At 70.3% G+C, this 15,560-nt stretch carries 19 protein-coding genes (1 of these 19 running past the window's edge); 11 read left to right on the forward strand and 8 right to left on the reverse strand.

The genetic code is table 11. The annotated features are described in order from the left end of the window. Nucleotides 1-378, forward strand: the 3' portion of a protein-coding gene (locus tag A3862_RS14315; RefSeq protein WP_052083657.1) for a sensor histidine kinase. It extends 1,131 nt beyond the left edge of the window; only the last 378 of its 1,509 coding nucleotides appear in the window; its start codon lies off the left edge, out of view; its stop codon occupies nt 376-378. Between the two features lie 74 nt (nt 379-452). Next, entirely contained in the window at nt 453-1,238 is a 786-nt protein-coding gene (locus A3862_RS14320; protein WP_043758827.1) for a 3-hydroxybutyrate dehydrogenase, read from the forward strand. A 166-nt stretch (nt 1,239-1,404) separates the two neighbouring features. Here A3862_RS14320 and A3862_RS14325 read toward each other — a convergent pair whose 3' ends face one another. Together A3862_RS14325 and meaB are read right to left on the reverse strand one after the other, a co-directional pair. Next, a complete protein-coding gene (locus A3862_RS14325; protein ID WP_043354576.1) occupies nt 1,405-1,782 on the reverse strand; it encodes a CsbD family protein in 378 nt (125 codons plus the stop codon). Between the two features lie 144 nt (nt 1,783-1,926). Beyond that, a complete protein-coding gene (meaB, locus tag A3862_RS14330) occupies nt 1,927-2,913 on the reverse strand; it encodes a methylmalonyl Co-A mutase-associated GTPase MeaB (RefSeq protein WP_043387707.1) in 987 nt (328 codons plus the stop codon). 191 nt (nt 2,914-3,104) lie between these two features. On the opposite strand from meaB, the gene A3862_RS14335 reads away from it, so the two are divergent. Next, nucleotides 3,105-4,133: an alpha/beta hydrolase gene (locus A3862_RS14335; RefSeq protein ID WP_043354580.1), complete on the forward strand. Its 1,029-nt coding sequence runs from the start codon at nt 3,105-3,107 to the stop codon at nt 4,131-4,133. A gap of 11 nt (nt 4,134-4,144) precedes the next feature. Here the strand turns inward: A3862_RS14335 and A3862_RS14340 are convergent, their stop codons facing one another. Continuing rightward, nucleotides 4,145-5,029: a transglutaminase-like domain-containing protein gene (locus tag A3862_RS14340; protein ID WP_043387706.1), complete on the reverse strand. Its 885-nt coding sequence runs from the start codon at nt 5,027-5,029 to the stop codon at nt 4,145-4,147. Nucleotides 5,030-5,279: 250 nt separating this feature from the next. On the opposite strand from A3862_RS14340, the gene A3862_RS14345 reads away from it, so the two are divergent. From A3862_RS14345 to A3862_RS14355, 3 genes are all read left to right on the forward strand, one after another. After that, nucleotides 5,280-5,615: a hypothetical protein gene (locus A3862_RS14345; protein ID WP_043387705.1), complete on the forward strand. Its 336-nt coding sequence runs from the start codon at nt 5,280-5,282 to the stop codon at nt 5,613-5,615. A gap of 69 nt (nt 5,616-5,684) precedes the next feature. Beyond that, nucleotides 5,685-6,197 (forward strand): DUF533 domain-containing protein, encoded by a 513-nt coding sequence (locus A3862_RS14350; RefSeq protein ID WP_043758825.1) that lies wholly within the window; start codon nt 5,685-5,687, stop codon nt 6,195-6,197. A gap of 162 nt (nt 6,198-6,359) precedes the next feature. Beyond that, nucleotides 6,360-7,370 carry an esterase gene (locus tag A3862_RS14355; protein WP_236962004.1) on the forward strand — a complete coding sequence of 337 codons (1,011 nt, stop codon included), beginning with the start codon at nt 6,360-6,362 and terminating at the stop codon, nt 7,368-7,370. Nucleotides 7,371-7,544: 174 nt separating this feature from the next. Here A3862_RS14355 and A3862_RS14360 read toward each other — a convergent pair whose 3' ends face one another. Together A3862_RS14360 and A3862_RS14365 are read right to left on the reverse strand one after the other, a co-directional pair. Further along, a complete protein-coding gene (locus A3862_RS14360) occupies nt 7,545-8,726 on the reverse strand; it encodes a pyridoxal phosphate-dependent aminotransferase (RefSeq protein WP_043758823.1) in 1,182 nt (393 codons plus the stop codon). Nucleotides 8,727-8,749: 23 nt separating this feature from the next. Beyond that, entirely contained in the window at nt 8,750-8,941 is a 192-nt protein-coding gene (locus tag A3862_RS14365; RefSeq protein ID WP_043354407.1) for a hypothetical protein, read from the reverse strand. Nucleotides 8,942-9,190: 249 nt separating this feature from the next. Between A3862_RS14365 and A3862_RS14370 the strand changes: the two genes are divergently transcribed. Next, nucleotides 9,191-9,424, forward strand: coding sequence for a hypothetical protein (locus A3862_RS14370; RefSeq protein WP_236952712.1), 234 nt, complete (start codon nt 9,191-9,193; stop codon nt 9,422-9,424). A gap of 6 nt (nt 9,425-9,430) precedes the next feature. Here the strand turns inward: A3862_RS14370 and A3862_RS14375 are convergent, their stop codons facing one another. Then, nucleotides 9,431-10,828, reverse strand: a complete 1,398-nt coding sequence (locus A3862_RS14375; protein WP_043354403.1) for an ATP-binding protein — start codon at nt 10,826-10,828, stop codon at nt 9,431-9,433. A gap of 279 nt (nt 10,829-11,107) precedes the next feature. Here A3862_RS14375 and A3862_RS14380 point away from each other — a divergent pair, with 279 nt between their 5' ends. Genes A3862_RS14380 through A3862_RS14395 form a run of 4 tightly spaced genes read left to right on the forward strand, consistent with a single transcriptional unit; the run spans nt 11,108 to nt 13,792 of the window. Further along, nucleotides 11,108-11,431 carry an XdhC family protein gene (locus A3862_RS14380; protein ID WP_043354401.1) on the forward strand — a complete coding sequence of 108 codons (324 nt, stop codon included), beginning with the start codon at nt 11,108-11,110 and terminating at the stop codon, nt 11,429-11,431. Further along, a complete protein-coding gene (locus A3862_RS14385; RefSeq protein WP_043758821.1) occupies nt 11,431-12,132 on the forward strand; it encodes an XdhC family protein in 702 nt (233 codons plus the stop codon). The genes A3862_RS14380 and A3862_RS14385 overlap by 1 nt, the downstream gene beginning before the upstream one ends. Further along, nucleotides 12,129-13,172, forward strand: a complete 1,044-nt coding sequence (locus A3862_RS14390; protein ID WP_111473670.1) for a molybdopterin-binding protein — start codon at nt 12,129-12,131, stop codon at nt 13,170-13,172. Before A3862_RS14385 ends, A3862_RS14390 begins: the two co-directional genes overlap by 4 nt. Before the next feature lie 20 nt (nt 13,173-13,192). Continuing rightward, the gene (locus A3862_RS14395; protein WP_043758818.1) at nt 13,193-13,792 is read left to right on the forward strand and encodes a nucleotidyltransferase family protein; all 600 of its coding nucleotides are present in this window, start codon (nt 13,193-13,195) and stop codon (nt 13,790-13,792) included. A 76-nt stretch (nt 13,793-13,868) separates the two neighbouring features. Here A3862_RS14395 and A3862_RS14400 read toward each other — a convergent pair whose 3' ends face one another. Both A3862_RS14400 and A3862_RS14405 read right to left on the reverse strand, forming a co-directional pair. Next, on the reverse strand, nt 13,869-14,075 hold the full coding sequence (locus tag A3862_RS14400; RefSeq protein WP_193376698.1) for a DUF2256 domain-containing protein: 207 nt from the start codon (nt 14,073-14,075) through the stop codon (nt 13,869-13,871). A 16-nt stretch (nt 14,076-14,091) separates the two neighbouring features. Next, nucleotides 14,092-15,285, reverse strand: a complete 1,194-nt coding sequence (locus tag A3862_RS14405) for an OpgC family protein (protein ID WP_043758814.1) — start codon at nt 15,283-15,285, stop codon at nt 14,092-14,094. Nucleotides 15,286-15,560 lie beyond the last annotated feature (275 nt).

Raw genomic sequence — 15,560 nt, forward strand, 5'->3', positions numbered from 1 at the left:
GCCCTGAAATACGGGGCCGAATCCGCCGGAGCGGAGGCCAGCGTGACGCTGGAGGCATGGCGCGACGGCGAGACGATCCGCCTTGCCGTGTCCGATCATGGACCGGGCATCCCCGAAGCGGAGCGGGCCCGCGTCCTCGGTCGCTTCGTGCGCCTGGAGGATGCCCGTTCGCGACCGGGCTTCGGGCTGGGCCTCAGCCTCGTCAACGCCGTGGTGCGCCTGCATCACGGGACCCTGCGGCTCTTCGACAACGCCCCAGGGCTGCGGGTCGAGATCGGCCTTCCGGCTTCACCGCGCCCGCAGACGGAAGCCGGTGACATCCTGCCCGCACCGGCATCGGGCGACCCTGTGCCGGCGTCCCCGTCCCGCGCTAGTTAGGTCGCGACCTGTCCCGCTGCGACCGCGCCGTCTTCCCATTCGCTCGGCAGCGCGCCCGAGTTCCAGGAGGCTCCATGACCCTCAAGACCAAGACCGCCCTCGTCACCGGCTCGACCAGCGGCATCGGACTTGCCATCGCGCGCGCCCTTGCGGCCGAGGGAGCCAACGTCGTGCTCAACGGGTTCGGGGACGCGACCGCCATCGAGGAAACGCGGGCCGGGATCGAAAGCGCCTACGGGGTCAAGGTCCACTATTCGTCCGCCGACATGAGCAAGCCCGAGGCGATCAACGCCATGGTGCGCGAGGCGGAGGGCGCTTTCGGATCCGTCGACGTGCTGGTCAACAATGCCGGGATCCAGTTCGTATCGCCGATCGAGGACTTTCCGGCCGACAAGTGGGAGCAGATCATCGCGATCAACCTGTCCTCGGCCTTCCACACGATGCATGCGGCAATTCCCGGGATGAAGGCACGCGGCTGGGGCCGGATCATCAACACCGCTTCGGCCCATTCGCTGGTGGCCTCGCCGTTCAAGTCGGCCTACGTGGCGGCCAAGCACGGGATCGCGGGCCTGAGCAAGGCGGCGGCATTGGAACTCGCGCCCCACAAGATCACGGTGAACTGCATTTCGCCCGGTTACGTCTGGACGCCCCTCGTGGAGTCGCAGATTCCCGACACGATGAAGGCCCGCGGTCTGACCAAGGAGCAGGTGATCGAAGACGTGATGCTGAAGGCGCAGCCGACCAAGGAATTCGTCACCGTCGATCAGGTCGCCGCACTGGCGGTGTTCCTGTGCTCCGATGCGGCGAGCCAGATCACCGGCGCCAATATCAGCATGGATGGCGGCTGGACCGCGCAGTAGCGGCGTCCACTGCTGCGTTCCGGAAGGCAGCGCCCGTCGCCCGGGGCCTGACATCTTTCCGCATCGACACCTTCGGTATCATGGGCGTTCCGCCGCCGTCAGCCGCGACGATCGGGCGGAGCCTCTGGGATGGCCCCGCCCGGCTTCAGGTGGGGCCGCTCCTCGGTCAGCGGCGGCCGTGGACCAGCAGGGCGAGGCCGTAGCCCACCGCGCCGGCGATCAGCAGGGCGACCAGGGGATTCTCTTCCACGCGGGCGCCGACGGCGGCACGCCCGTCGCGGAGGTAGGAACCGCTCCGCTCATAGGCCTCACCCGCGATGTCGCCGGCGCGGTCATACGCGTCGCTGGCGACGTCGCCGGCCCGGTCGGCGATGTCGCGCGCCTTGTCCTTCACCTGGCCGTAGACGTTCTGCGCCTCGCCCTGGGCCTCGCGGAACCGACCCTCGACCGAGTCGCGGTTCGAGCCCGCGAAATCTCCGGCCGCGCCCTGAACCTTGCCGACGGCCTCCTTGGCGCCGCCGACGATCCGATCCGTATCCACCATGGCACTCTCCTGGACGTGAGCGCGGCGCCGCGACGCGGGCGTCGCTCGTTACGCCGTCGTCCACCGAACGCGCGAGATGGCGTTTGTGCCCCCGGCCGCCATGAAATTATGCGCGGCCAGCGTTTCCGTGGCAGACGGGACAGGTCAGAGGCCGATCAGCTCGGCGATGGCCGCGGCGCCGGCGGCGGGGGATGTCTCGCCCCGCGCCACACCCGCCTCCGCCTCGGCCGTGCGGCGCCGGACCTCCGGGGACCCGACGAGGCGCTGGTGCAGACGCTCGTCCACTAGCGCCCACATCCACTTCACGTCCTGGGTCCGGCGCTTCGCCTGGATCTCTCCGGTGGCGGTGAGCTTCTCCCGGTGGTCGACGATCTTCGCCCACAGCGCGTCGAGACGCAGATTGTGGAAGCCCGAGATCGTCACCACCGGCGGCGTCCAGGTGGCGGAGGCCGGGGTGAGGATGTGCAACGCCGCACGGTATTCCGAAGCCGCTGCATTGGCCCGCTGCTCGGCCTCGCCAACATCGGCCTTGTTGACCGCGATCATATCGGCGAGTTCGAGGATGCCCTTCTTGATGCCCTGGAGCTCGTCGCCCGCCCCGGGCAGCATCAGCACCAGGAAGAAATCGGTCAGGTCGGCCACCGCCGTCTCCGACTGGCCAACGCCGACCGTCTCGACGAGGATCACGTCGAAGCCCGCGGCCTCGCAGAGAAGCATGGTCTCGCGGGTCTTGGCCGCCACGCCGCCGAGCGTTCCGGAGGACGGGGAGGGGCGGATGAAGGCGTTGGGATCGTGCGACAGCCGCGCCATCCGGGTCTTGTCGCCCAGGATCGAACCGCCGGTCCGGGAAGAGGACGGATCGACCGCCAGCACCGCCACCTTGTGGCCGGCCTCGGTCAGGTTCGAGCCCAGGGCGTCGATGGTGGTCGACTTGCCGACGCCGGGCACGCCGGTGATCCCGACGCGGATCGCCCGACCGGTTTCGGGCAGAACCGAATCGATGAGATCCGCCGCCAGGGCCCGGTGATCGGCGCGCTTGGACTCGGCCAGCGTGATGGCCCGGGCCAGCGCGGCGCGGTCGCCGCGCAGGAGGCGCTCGCGAAGGCTCTGAATGTCGATGGACGGCGTCATGGTCCCTTCATGGCCGCGGCGACGGCTGCCGTCGAGGGGGAGGGCACCGGCACCGGGGGGATGGGCCGGCTGTGGCCCGTCCACCACAAGCCCGGTCATGCCCGCTATTCACGCCGACCCGCCGTGATCGTGCCCCGCGATGGTCACGATCCTGGGCGACGGAGGGCACCCCGCCCGAGCGCAACCGGATCATGTCGAGCCAGATCGTCTCACGTCGCGTCCTTCTCCGGTTCGGAGCTCTCGCGGGCGCCGCGGGTCTCGCCCCGTCGCTCGGCGCCTGCGTCACCGACGATCTCGGGACCGGCGCGGCCTTGCCCGAAAAGCAATCGGCCCTCGACGTCATGCCGGTGTTGCTGGTCGCCACGACCCGCAAGCCCGTGGGCAATCCGCCCCGGCCGCCGTATTTCAGCAGCGACCGCGGCCGCGGCCTGAGCTTCGCGGAGGTGCGCCTGTCGCCGCCCGACCGCTCGCTCCTCGGCAAGGTCTCGTCCGTCATCACCGGCGACTGGACGATCGGCGCGGTGCCGAAATTCGAGACGGGATCCGGTGCCGCCACAGCCTTCTCGCAGGCGGCCCTCGGGCGGGACGTGCTGATCTACGTCCACGGCTACCGCGAATCGTTCGAATCGGCCGCGATCAGCGCGGCCAGGCTCTCGGACGGCATCCGCTTCGGCGGCGTCTCCGGCCTGTTCACGTGGCCGTCGGCGGCGGCGACCCTCGATTACAATTACGATCGCGAGAGCGCCCTCTGGTCGCGCGACGCCTTCGAGGACCTGCTCAAGGCGCTGGCCGCCTCGCCGAGCGGCGGCCGCATCAACATCGTCGCGCACTCGATGGGCACGCTCCTCACGCTCGAGACCCTGCGCTTGCTCCGCGCCGAGGCCGGCGAGGCCGCGATGGCGCGGATCGGAGCCGTGGTGCTGGCCGCACCCGACATCGATTTCGACCTGTTCTCCAACGGCGTTGCCCGCCTCGGACCCGACGTCTCGAAGATCACGGTGATCTCCTCCACCAACGACCGGGCGCTCGAACTCTCCGCCGCCCTGGCGGGGGGCGTGCGTGCGGGCGCGGCTGATCGCGCCAAGCTCGAGGCACTCGGCGTGCGCGTCGCCGACGCCTCCGATTACGGCGGCGGCCTGATCAACCACGACCTGTTTCTCTCGAATCCGGATGTGCAGGGGGTGGTCAAGCGCGCCATCGCCCGGGGCGCCGGGGTGTAGGCGCGCGGCGCTCACCCCATCCGGGTCGTCATGCTCTGCGGCGGCAGGGGTTCCTCCGGCAGGATCGGCGCGTCGCCGGAGGCGTCCAGATGGTCGATCCGGTCGGCCCAGACCCGGAAGCCCACGAGGGGATTCGGTCCGAACGTGTGGGTCAGCGGCACATCCGCGGCGTCGCGACCGTAGGCGACCATGACCCGGCCGATCCGCGGGGCGTTGTTGCGCGGGTCGAACACGTGCCAGCGCCCGCCGAGATAGACCTCCATCCAGGCGGCGAAATCGCCCGCCGGGTGCGGCTCGGGCTCGCCGATGAAGCTGACATAACCGGTACAGTAGCGGGTCGGGATGTTCAGCGCGCGACAGAAGGCCACGGCCAGGTGGGTGAAGTCCCGGCAGACGCCGCGGCGACCCGCATAGGCATCCTGCGCCGTGCGGTCGCCGTGAGCGAATTCGTAGCCGAACGCGATGTGGTCGTGCACGAAATCGCAGACCGCCTGCACCCGGCTCCAGCCGGGCTCGGTATGGCCGAACAAGCGCCACGCCTCGTCGGCCAGCAGATCCGATTCGCAGTACCGGCTGGGCAGCAGGAACACGATGGTTTCGGCCGGCAGGTCCTCGATCGCGTGCTGCTTGGCCTCCGGGTGCACCGGGTCCGGGCGCCCGTCATCGTCGATCACTGCGTCCGTGCCGATCGTGAAGCTCCCGGCCGGCGCGCTCAGCCGCGCGCACAGGTTGCCGAAACCGTCGCGATAGAGGTCGACCGGCACGGGCGGCTCGGTGCGCAGCGTGTCGGGGGCCTCCAGGGCGCCCGCCCGGGTGGGATGCACGTTCAGCATGACCACCATCGGTACGGGATAGGGGAAGGCGTAGCGCATCTCGCAGCCGAGCCTGATCCGCATCCGCGGTGATCCTTCTTCGCGTCCGAGTTTCATCGCCACCGCTGCCCCGCAGGATCCGCGCCATGGCTTTCGGGCCGGTGGAGGCGGGATGGGCTTGGCGGCCGTCCGGTTCACCCCTACAGCATCCGCGCGCGGCGCTCATGGCTGCCGGGGGGAGCATCCGTGATTCTTCCCGGGGCAGCGCGTCGCACCCGTGGGTCAGCCTGCTGAATGGGCGCGCCTGAGGACGGTTACGAGAAGGATGCCGGCCATGTTCACGCTCGAGATCGACGGCACCGCCGTTGCGGTGATCAACAGCGACGAGGCGTCCGCCAAGGACCTCTTCACCTGTGACGGATTCAAGGAAGACATCCGGACCATGACGACGGGCGGCAAGCCGCTCTGGAACGGCACATCGCCGCTCAAGGTCCGGGCGGCCACCGAGGACGAGGTCGAGATCTTCGAGGACGCGCTGGCAGAGGACGACGGCGAGGGCGATTTCGTCGACGATCCCCATCACACCGAGACCGATTCGGACGACGCCGATGAGGCCGACATCGTCTTCTTGGTGGATATCGACGAGGACGAGGATGAGGCCGATGCCTGAGCGCGGCTGAACCCGAGCGCCTCCCGGGTTGTTTCCGATCCGAATCGGATTCAATCCCGGGAGGTTGGCATGGCTGACAGCAGACGGATCGTCGACGCACTGGTGCGTTCCAGGGGCGGCGGTCTAGCCGCCGGCGCGGCCCTCGGAGGCTTGGCGCTGATCGGCAGCCTCGCCTACCGGGCCTTGCGCGGTGCCCCACCGCCCGAGTCGGGCGGCCCGGACTTCACCGAGATCGATGAGGACGAAGCCCGGCTGATGCTGCGGGCCATGGTGGCGGCCACGACGGCCGACGGCATGGTCGACGCGGCCGAGCGGAAGCGCCTCGATACGGCCGTCGCGGATGCGGGCCTCGATCCCGACGGGCGATCCTGGCTCGATCGGGAGCTCGCGGATCCCGCCGACGTCGACGAGATCGCCGAGCGGGTCGCAAGCCCCGATGCGGCGGCGCGGATCTTCGCGGCGGCGCGGCTCGCCATCGATCCCGACACGCTCCAGGAGCGTCAATTCCTGAAGATGCTGGCCGAGGCCCTCGATCTTCCCGCCGACGCGATCGACCGGGTCGAGCGCAACATCGCGGCTTGACCGGCAACCGGACGGGCGCGGGGAACTCCCATTGCCGCCGAGCTTCATGCTAGGCTTCCGGTCGGGAACGGGTCCGGACTGGCCCTTCGCGGGAGGACGGGACATTTCATGTCGGGACTGTCAGTGCCTGCGCGCGGGCGCGTCTGGCGGAGCGCCTGTGCCTTGGTCGGTGCGATGCTGATCGGCGGCGGAACTGCCCGTGCCGCCGAACCGGCCGCCGGCCCCCTGACCATTGCCGAGCAGGGTAGTTTCTTCGTCGGCGGCCGTGACGTTCAGTCCGACACGCTGTCGACGCTGCCGGCCTACGCACCGTCCGGCACGATCAGCGTCGACCAGATCTATGTCCGCTATCAGGTTCCGGTGACGATCGGACGGCCGCCTCTGGTGCTGATCCACGGCTGCTGCCTCACCGGCAAGACCTGGGAGACGACGCCGGACGGACGCATGGGCTGGGACGAGTACTTCGTCCGGCGCGGCTTCCCGACCTACGTGATCGATCAGGCCTGGCGCGGTCGCTCGGCGGCGAGCCCGGCCCAGATCAACGCGGTGAAGATGGGGCGGGCCGACCCGAACGCGCTGCCGCCGGTCTTCTCGGCCGGGCGCGAGCCGGCCTGGGCGATCTTCCGGTTCGGGCCGGAATACCCGAAGGTGTTTCCCGACATGCAGTTCCCCCTGGAGGCCCAGGGCGAGTTCTGGAAGCAGATGGTCCCGGACTGGTCGGCCGCCCTCCCGGTGCCGAACCCCACTGTGCCGGCCCTGTCGGAACTGGCCAAGAAGCTCAAAGGTGCGGTGCTGATCTCCCACTCTCAATCGGGGATCTACCCGTTCCAGACCGCGTCCCTCGACCGGTCGGGCATCCGCGCCATCGTCGCCATCGAGCCGGCCGCGTGCCCGGACCCGGCGAAGGACGATCTCGCGCCCTACAGGGACCTGCCGATCCTCGTCCTCTTCGGCGATTACGTCGACGCCTCGCCCCGCTGGGCGCCGCGGCTCAAGCAGTGCCGCAGCTTCGTGGCGGCGGCGAATGCCGCGGGCGGCCGGGCGGAGCTGATCCTGCTGCCGGAGATCGGCATCCACGGCAATTCGCACATGCTGATGCAGGACAAGAACAGCCTCGATATCGCCGATTGGCTGGCGGGCTGGATCGACAAGCGGGCCCCCGGCAAGTCGTAGGGAAGCCCGGTCGGACACCCGGTCGATCCTACCCGTCGCCGCGCCTGCGGCAGCGGGCCTCGAAGGCGGGTTTCAGGAATCATCGAGGGATCCGGAAGCGCCTTCGGGCCTCCCCCGCGCTCCGGCACCTCAGGGTGAGGGCGCGACGAAGGGCTTTTCCGACCCGACGGAAAGTCAGGCCGGCTTCTGCTCGCTGAGGAACGTGCCCATCCGGTCCAATGCACGTCGGATGTTCTCGGCCGAGTTGGCATAGGACAGACGGATGTAGCCCTCGCCGTGGACGCCGAAATCCGGGCCGCCGATCACCGCGACGCCCGCTTCTTCCAGAAGGGCCGACGCCAGCGCCTTCGCCTTCCAGCCGGTCCGGGAGATATTCGGGAAGGCGTAGAACGCGCCCTTGGGCGCGATGCACGACACGCCCGGCAAGGCGTTCAGACCGTCCACCACGATCGTCCGGCGCCGGTCGAATTCGGCGACCATCTCGGTCACGCAGTCCTGGGGGCCGTCCAGCGCCGCGATGCCGGCCCACTGGGTCGCCGCGTTGACGCAGGAATGCGCGTTGACGGCGAGCTTGCGGGCCGCGTCGTAGAGCGGCTTCGGCCAGACCGACCAGCCGAGGCGCCAACCGGTCATCGCGTAGGTCTTCGACGCGCCGTCGAGGTAGACGAGCCGGTCGCGGATCTCGGGATACTTGAGCAGCGAGTGATGGGTCTCGCCGTCGTAGGTCATGGTGCCGTAGATCTCGTCCGACAGCACGGCGACGTCGGGGTGCTCGGCCAGGCCCTTCACCAGGGCGTCGATCTCGGCTTTCGGTGTCACGCCGCCCGTCGGGTTGGCGGGTGAGTTGACGATCAGCAGCCGGGTCTTCGGCGTGATCAGCGCCAGGGTCTCGGTCGCCGAGAAGGCGAAACCGTTCTCCTCGCGGATCGGCACGGGGACCGGCTTCGCGCCCGTGAACTCGATCATCGAGCGGTAGATCGGGAAGCCGGGGTCCGGATACAGGATCTCGGTTCCGGGCGCGCCGAACATCAGGATCGCCATGAACATGGTGACCTTGCCGCCGGGCACGATCATCACGGATTCGGGGGAGACCTCGACGCCGTGGCGGCGATGGATGTCGCGAGCCACCGCCTCGCGCAGCGGCGGAATGCCCACCGCCGGCGTGTAGCCGTGGTGGCCGTCGCGCAGGGCCTTGATGCCCGCCTCGACCACGTGGGCGGGGGTCGGCATGTCCGGCTGGCCGATACCGAGGTTGATCACGTCCCGGCCCTGCGCGGCGAGGGCTTGGGCGCGGGCCAGCACCGCGAAGGCGTTTTCCTCGCCGATACGCGAGAAGGCCGGAACCACCTGCAGCATCGCGCCCTCCGGGCGGTGGGATCTCAGTGCTTGGACCGCTCGGAGAGCTTCATCGCACCGAACGACATCGCCACCGCGATCGCGCCCAGGATCACGAAGGTCTTCACGGAGGCGTAGAACAGGTCCGGGTTGATGCCTTCGTCGGTGTAGAGCACGAGCCCGATGGCCGCGAGCGGCAGCGAGAGCAGGATGAAGAGCGGGACGAGCGGGTTCATGTGCGGCACTCGAAATCCGGCGCGCGGCTGACCGCGGCCCTGGGAAAACGACCCTGCATATCACCGTGCTGCGAAGGTTGGGACCCCGGAATCGGCAGTTTTTCGCCGGCTCGTCCGAACGCTCATGGATGTGCAATCATTTGGCGCGAGAGTATCGCCTCTCAAAGGCGGGCATGTATGCGTCGGGCATCGGTCAGTGGGAATGGGAAGGGCACGGGGGCTTCGGACCCCGCGACCTCCGGCGTCGACATGCTGGTCCTCCATATCGGGAAGCTGCTGCGCCACCCCGCCTACCGGCGTGAATCGATCGTGAGCGCCCTCCTGCTGCGCCACCTGCCGCACGATGCCGGCTACGCGTGGCACGGCGAGGCGAGCCTGCGCACCCGGCTCGTCGGCGCCGGCCTCGACGAGGCCAGCCTCGATCATCTCATCCGGAATGTGCAGGCCGAGCACCTGCGCCTGCGCCGGCCCGCCGATGCCTGATCCGGCCTAGGCCGGAACCCGGACGGTGGCCCGCAGGCCCCCCAGGGGGCTGTCGTGCAGGGTGATGTCGCCGCCATGGGCGCGGGCGATGTCCCGCGCGATCGAGAGGCCCAGCCCGGAGCCGCCGGCGTCCTGGCGGGCGTCGTCGAGCCGCAGGAACGGCTTGAACACGTCCTCGCGGCTCTCGGCCGGAATGCCCGGCCCGTCGTCGTCGATGGAGACGAAGAAGGTCCGGGCCTCCAGTCGGCCGGAGATCGCCACCGTCTCGCCGTAGCGCACGGCGTTGGCCGCGAGGTTGAACAGGCAACGCCGGAAGGCGCCCGGACGGACCGTGACCTCGGGCGTGCCGACGAGCTCCACGGCGGAGACATGGGCGCCGAGGCGCTCCACGTCGGTCCGCAGGTCCTCCAGCAGGGCGCGCATGTCCGTGGGCGTCGCGGGCTCGGCCGAGTCGCCCCGCGCGAAGGCGAGGTAGCCCTCCAGCATCCGGCTCATCTCATCCACGTCGCGGCTGAGATCCTCGATCTCGCTGGTCTGCTCGACCAGTGCCAGGGACAGGCGGAAGCGGGTGAGGATGGTGCGCAGGTCGTGGCTGACACCGTTCAGCATCGTCGTGCGCTGCTCCATCGCCCGCTCGATCCGCCGCTTCATCTCGATGAAGGCGTGACCGGCTTGGCGCACCTCGCGGGCGCCGCGCGGCCGGAACTCGATCTCCCGGCCCTTGCCGAAGCCCTCCGCCACCGCGGCGAGGCGGAGGATGGGCTTGATCTGGTTGCGCAGGAACAGGATCGCGACGCCGAGCAGCACCAGCGAGGAGCCGATCATCCAGACGAGGAAGATGTGCGAATTCGACGCGTAGGCTTGGCTGCGCCGCGCGGTGATGCGCATCACGCCGTCGGGAATCGCCACCCGGATCTCGATCAGGTTGGAGCGGCCGACCGTGTCGATCCAGAAGGGCCGGCGGATCTGGCGCTTGATCTCGTCCGAGAGGGCCTCGTCGAGGATCGAGAAGAACGGGCGCGGGCCCGGCGGCGGGAGCTTGGCCCCCTTGAGGATGTCGAGGTCGAGGTTCAACCGTTCCCCGGCGATGCGCGAGAGAGTCTCGGCATCCTTGTCCTGCGGGTAGCTCTCGTAGATGTCGATCAAGGCGGCCACGTCTGCGGTCACCGCCGCCGACAGGCGCTTGGTCACGAGCTGCCAGTGCCGCTCCATGAAGGTGTAGGCGATCACCGACTGGAGCAGGACGACCGGCGCGATGATGATGATCAGCGAACGGGCGTAGAGGCCTTTCGGCAGGACGTCGCCGATCGCCCGGCTGATGCGCCGCCACAGGCGGTGCGGCGCGGAGCGCGGCGGCGGATCCTTGCGCAGCCTGCGCGCCAGAGCGGGATCGGGGGCGTTCACGTCACCCGGAGCACGCGCCGCTCCCTCCCGCGAAAGCAGGGGCGGGTCGTCTGGCATGAACTCCGTTCGACGGTGGCGGACATGGTCTGAGCGGGAACGCTTGGCCGGCCTGTTATCGCATCCGCGCCGGGATCGGCCAAGGCGCGCGCACGACGGCCACAGGCCCGGTGCCCCGGGCGGTGGGCATGGTGTGCGAGTCGGAGGGCGCCTTGCACGGCGGCGCGTGGGCCATACCTGTGGGAAGCGGGGGCCACCCGCCGGCCGAGAGTCCACGAGGCCATGCTCAGCACCGATACAGACATCCTCTCCGCCGCCCAGTCCTGGCGGCGCGACGGTCGCGCCGTGGCGCTTGCCACCGTGATCGAGACCTGGGGCTCGGCGCCCCGGCCCGTGGGCAGCCACCTCGCGGTCGACGGCGACGGCAACTTCCTCGGCTCCGTCTCGGGAGGCTGCGTCGAGGGCGCGGTCATCACCGAGGCCCTCGAGGTGATCGAGGCCGGCACGCCGCGCGTCCTCGAATTCGGCGTCGCGGACGAGACGGCCTGGCGGGCCGGCCTGTCCTGCGGCGGGCGGATCCGGGTCTTCGTCGAGCGGGTCGACTGATGCGCAGCGACATCCTTGCGGCGCTGAACGACGAGCGCGCGGCCCGCCGCGCCGCGATCCTCGTCACCGACATCGCCGACGGCGCGCAGCGCCTCGTGCGCGAGTCGGACCTCGCCGTCGACCCCCTGGCCGACGTCCTGGCGAAACACCTTGCGTCCGGCAAGAGCGGCCTCGTCGAGGCTGACGGGCGGACCCTGTTCCTCACCGTGCAGGTGCCGCCGGTGCGGCTCGTGGTCGTCGGCGCCGTCCACATTTCGCAGGCCATGGCGCCGATGGCGGCCGGGCTCGACCTCGCGCTCACGGTGATCGACCCCCGCACCGCATTCGCCACGCCGGAGCGTTTCCCGGGCATCGCGCTGGTCGCCGAGTGGCCGGACGCCGCCCTCGGCACAACCGTCCCGGTGCTGGATCGCTACTGCGCCCTCGCAGCCCTGACCCACGATCCCAAGATCGACGATCCTGCGCTGAAGGCGGCCCTGGCGGCCGAGTGCTTCTACGTGGGCGCCCTCGGCTCCCGGAAGACCCACGCGGCCCGCGTCGCGCGGCTCACCGAGGCGGGGTTCACGCCCGCGCAGATCGGCCGGATCCACGCACCGATCGGGCTTCCGATCGGCGCCGTCAGTCCCGCCGAGATCGCGCTGGCCGTGCTCGCCGAGGTGGTGGCGTGCCTGCGCCGTGCGCCCCGTTCGGAGGTCGCGTGAGGTTCGGGACCGTCCCGCTCGCCGAGGCGGGCGGACTGATCAGCGCGCATACGGTCCGGCGGGCTGACATCACCCTGCGCAAGGGGGCGGTGATCGGCCCGGAGGAGGCCGCCGGTCTCGCGCGGACCGGCCTCTCGGAGATCGTGGTGGCCGCTCTGGAGCCTGGCGATGTCGGCGAGGACGAGGCGGCCGCGCGGCTCGCCGGCTGTCTTCGCGGGTCGAACCTGCGTGTCGAGTCGCCGTTCACCGGCCGCTGCAACCTGTTCGCCGAGAGGCCCGGGGTGCTGACGCTCGACCCGACCCGGATCGAGGCCGTCAACGCCGTCGACGAGGCGGTGACGGTGGCGACGCTGCCGCGCTTCCGGCCGGTGATCGAGGGCGAAATGATCGCCACCGTGAAGATCATCCCCTACGCCGTGCCGGGCGCCGTGCTGGACCGCGCCTGTGCGGCGGCCGGAGCCGACGCGCTGGCGGTGGCGACCTATCGCCGCCGCCGTGTGGGCGTGGTCTCGACGCGGCTGCCGAGCCTCAAGGAGGCCACCATCGACAAGACGCTCCGGGTTCTGGCCGAACGTCTCGCCCCCACGGGCGCCGCGATCGTCGCCGAAGCCCGGATCCCCCACACCGACGACGCCGTGGCTGCTGCGGTGACCGATCTCATCGATAGAGCCGGGGCGGACCTTGTGGTTGTGTTCGGTGCCTCGGCCATCGCCGACCGCCGCGACGTCATCCCGGCCGGAATCGAGGCGGCCGGCGGGCATGTCGCCCACCTCGGCATGCCGGTCGATCCCGGCAACCTGCTCCTTGTCGGTGCCCGGGGCGACGTGCCGGTAGTCGGCGCCCCGGGCTGCGCGCGCTCGCCGAAGGAGAACGGATTCGACTGGATTCTGCACCGTCTGCTCGCAGATCTGGCCGTAACCCGCGCCGACATCGTCGCCCTCGGTGTCGGCGGTCTGTTGATGGAGATCGTCTCGCGTCCGCAGCCCCGCGCCGGCGGCGCGGTGACAGGGGACGCGCGCGATCCGGCGACAGACGATTGAGGCGGGAGAGGATCTCGGGGATGCCGGAGGTCGGCACGGTTCTGCTCGCCGCGGGCCTCGGCAGCCGGTTCGGCTCCGCGCCGAAGCTGCTCGCCCCCCTCGACGGCAAGCCGCTGGTGCGCCACGCGGCGGAGGCTGCCCTCGAGGCTGGTCCCCGCCCTGTGGTGGTCGTGCTGGGCGCGCACGCGGAGGCGGTCCGCGCGACGCTGGCCGGGCTGGACCTGATCCGGATCGAGAATCCGGATTACCGTACCGGATTGGCATCCTCGCTGCGCGCCGGTCTCGCGGCGTTGCCACCCTGCTGCACGGGCGCCGTGATCGTGCTGGGCGACATGCCGCGGGTGACGGCCGCCCATATCGACCGTCTCGTGAGCGCCTTCACGGAGGCCGCGGCGACTCCTGCTGCCGTGGTGCCGGTGCAGGACGGGCGGCGCGGCAATCCCGTACTGCTCAACCTGCGTCGTCTCGGGGAGGAGATCGGCCGCCTCGCCGGCGACCACGGGGCCGGACCGCTGCTCAGGGGGCGGCCCGACGTGCTGGAGATCCCAGGCGATACGGCCACCGCCCTCGACATCGACACGCCGGCCGGGCTCGCCGCCCTGAGCCGTGGTCCGGCCTGAGCCATCGGCGCCCTCGGTGTGGGACGGATCGCGCTGACGGCCGTCCGTGCCTGCGGTCGATCCGGCGGCGCTCTGCCTATCCCTGTCGCGCGGTCGTGGGGCGGGTCTCTGCGCTCGCGCCGACGGGGCGCCCGCGTCCTGCCTTGGCCTCGGCCCGGCATCGGTCGGAGCAGTAGCGGACCTCGTCCCAGACGCGTGCCCACTTCTTGCGCCACGCGAACGGGCGGCCGCACTGGGCACAGACCTTCTCGGGCAGGTCGCCCTTGCGGCGCATCGGCGGCATCGTCTCTCCTCGCGTCCTATCCCGGCCGGCGCAGGTCCGGGCCCGGAGCGGCGGCACCGCGGCGGCGCGCATCCAAGAGGTGCGCCAATCCGAGCATGACCGCGAGCCCGCCGAGATTGACCGCGATCTGCAGCGGCCATGTGGCGTCGAAGGTTCGATAGAGAATGCGGCCGATGAGCGCCGCCAGGCATCCGGCTGCGAAGATCTCGAGCGAGTGCCGGCCGCAGGCATCGATCAGGCGCAGCCGCCGCCACCGGCTGAGACGCGCCACCGCGGGTATGCTGAACAGCAGGTAGGCCAGGGCCAGCATGTTGATCAGGCGCAGGGGGCCGACATGGCTCTTGTCGGGGACCCCGATCGACAGCGGCCGGAGGTCCGGCAGCCCCCATTCCGCCCAGGAGCCGCCCTGGAAGAAGGCGAAGGCGAGATAGGCCGAGGCCATGGCGACGGCCCAGCCACGCCACGGCAGCAATCCGTCCTGGGCCTGGACCCAGACGGCGAGGGCCGCTCCGAGCACGAACAGGAATTGCCACGCGAAGGGATTGAAGTACCAGCCCTCATCGACCGCCGCGGCGTTCGGCAGGTTCAGCTGATGATCGACGTTGGCGGCAATCCACAGGGTCGCCGACAGCGCCAGGACGCCCCAGATCCCGCGCCGCATCCCGAGATAGATCAGCGGGAACAGTGCCAGAAGGAGAATGTAGAGCGGCAGAATATCGAGGTAATTCGGGAGCGCGTTCAGCGCGAGGCCGCGCAGCAGGCCCGGCAGCAGCCCCATCTGCAGCAGGGGCGCGACGCCGAACCGCGGCGTGAGACCGGTGATGTCCATCCAGATCCGGACGATGACCAGGGTCGCCAAAAGCAGCCCCGCCTGGAACAGGTAGATGCGCAGACAGCGCTGCGCGATGCGCACCAGCGCCGTCCGGACGCCGGCTCGGCGGAAGAGGCCGCCATAGGCGATCATCGAGGAATAGCCGGCGAGCAGAACGAAGATCTCGGCCGCATCCGAGAATCCGAAATTGTGCAGCGTCAGCAGGGCAGGCGCGTTGCGCGGGATGTGGTCGACGAAGATCGTCAGCAGCGCCAGCCCGCGCACCACGTCGACCCGCGCGTCACGGACGGGCTTCGTGGGCCGCGTGCCGGCTTCCGGCGCGGGGATCGTCCGCTGCTTCGTGGCAGCGGGCCGCTCAAGATCGTCGACGCGCGTCACTCAGTTCATCACCGCGGCGGTCTCCGACCGGATGTGGGATACGGCAGAGTCCGCGGTGCAACAATAGCGCGCCTGCGGTGCGCGGCTGCGCCGATCACGCGCCTGTGTTCGGCCCGGCGCAGGGATCCGTCGCCCCGATGGTCCGACGCTCCGCGGAGCGCCTCGGGCCTCTCGCATCGCGGCCGAGCCCGGTATAGAGGCGGTGGGCGATCCCGGCTTTCCTCGCCCGCCACCGGGAGGGCCCAGGCCCGGGGCGCGCTACAGGGCAAGGTTCA

This window comes from Methylobacterium sp. XJLW, from assembly GCF_003254375.1.
GTDB lineage: Bacteria > Pseudomonadota > Alphaproteobacteria > Rhizobiales > Beijerinckiaceae > Methylobacterium > Methylobacterium fujisawaense.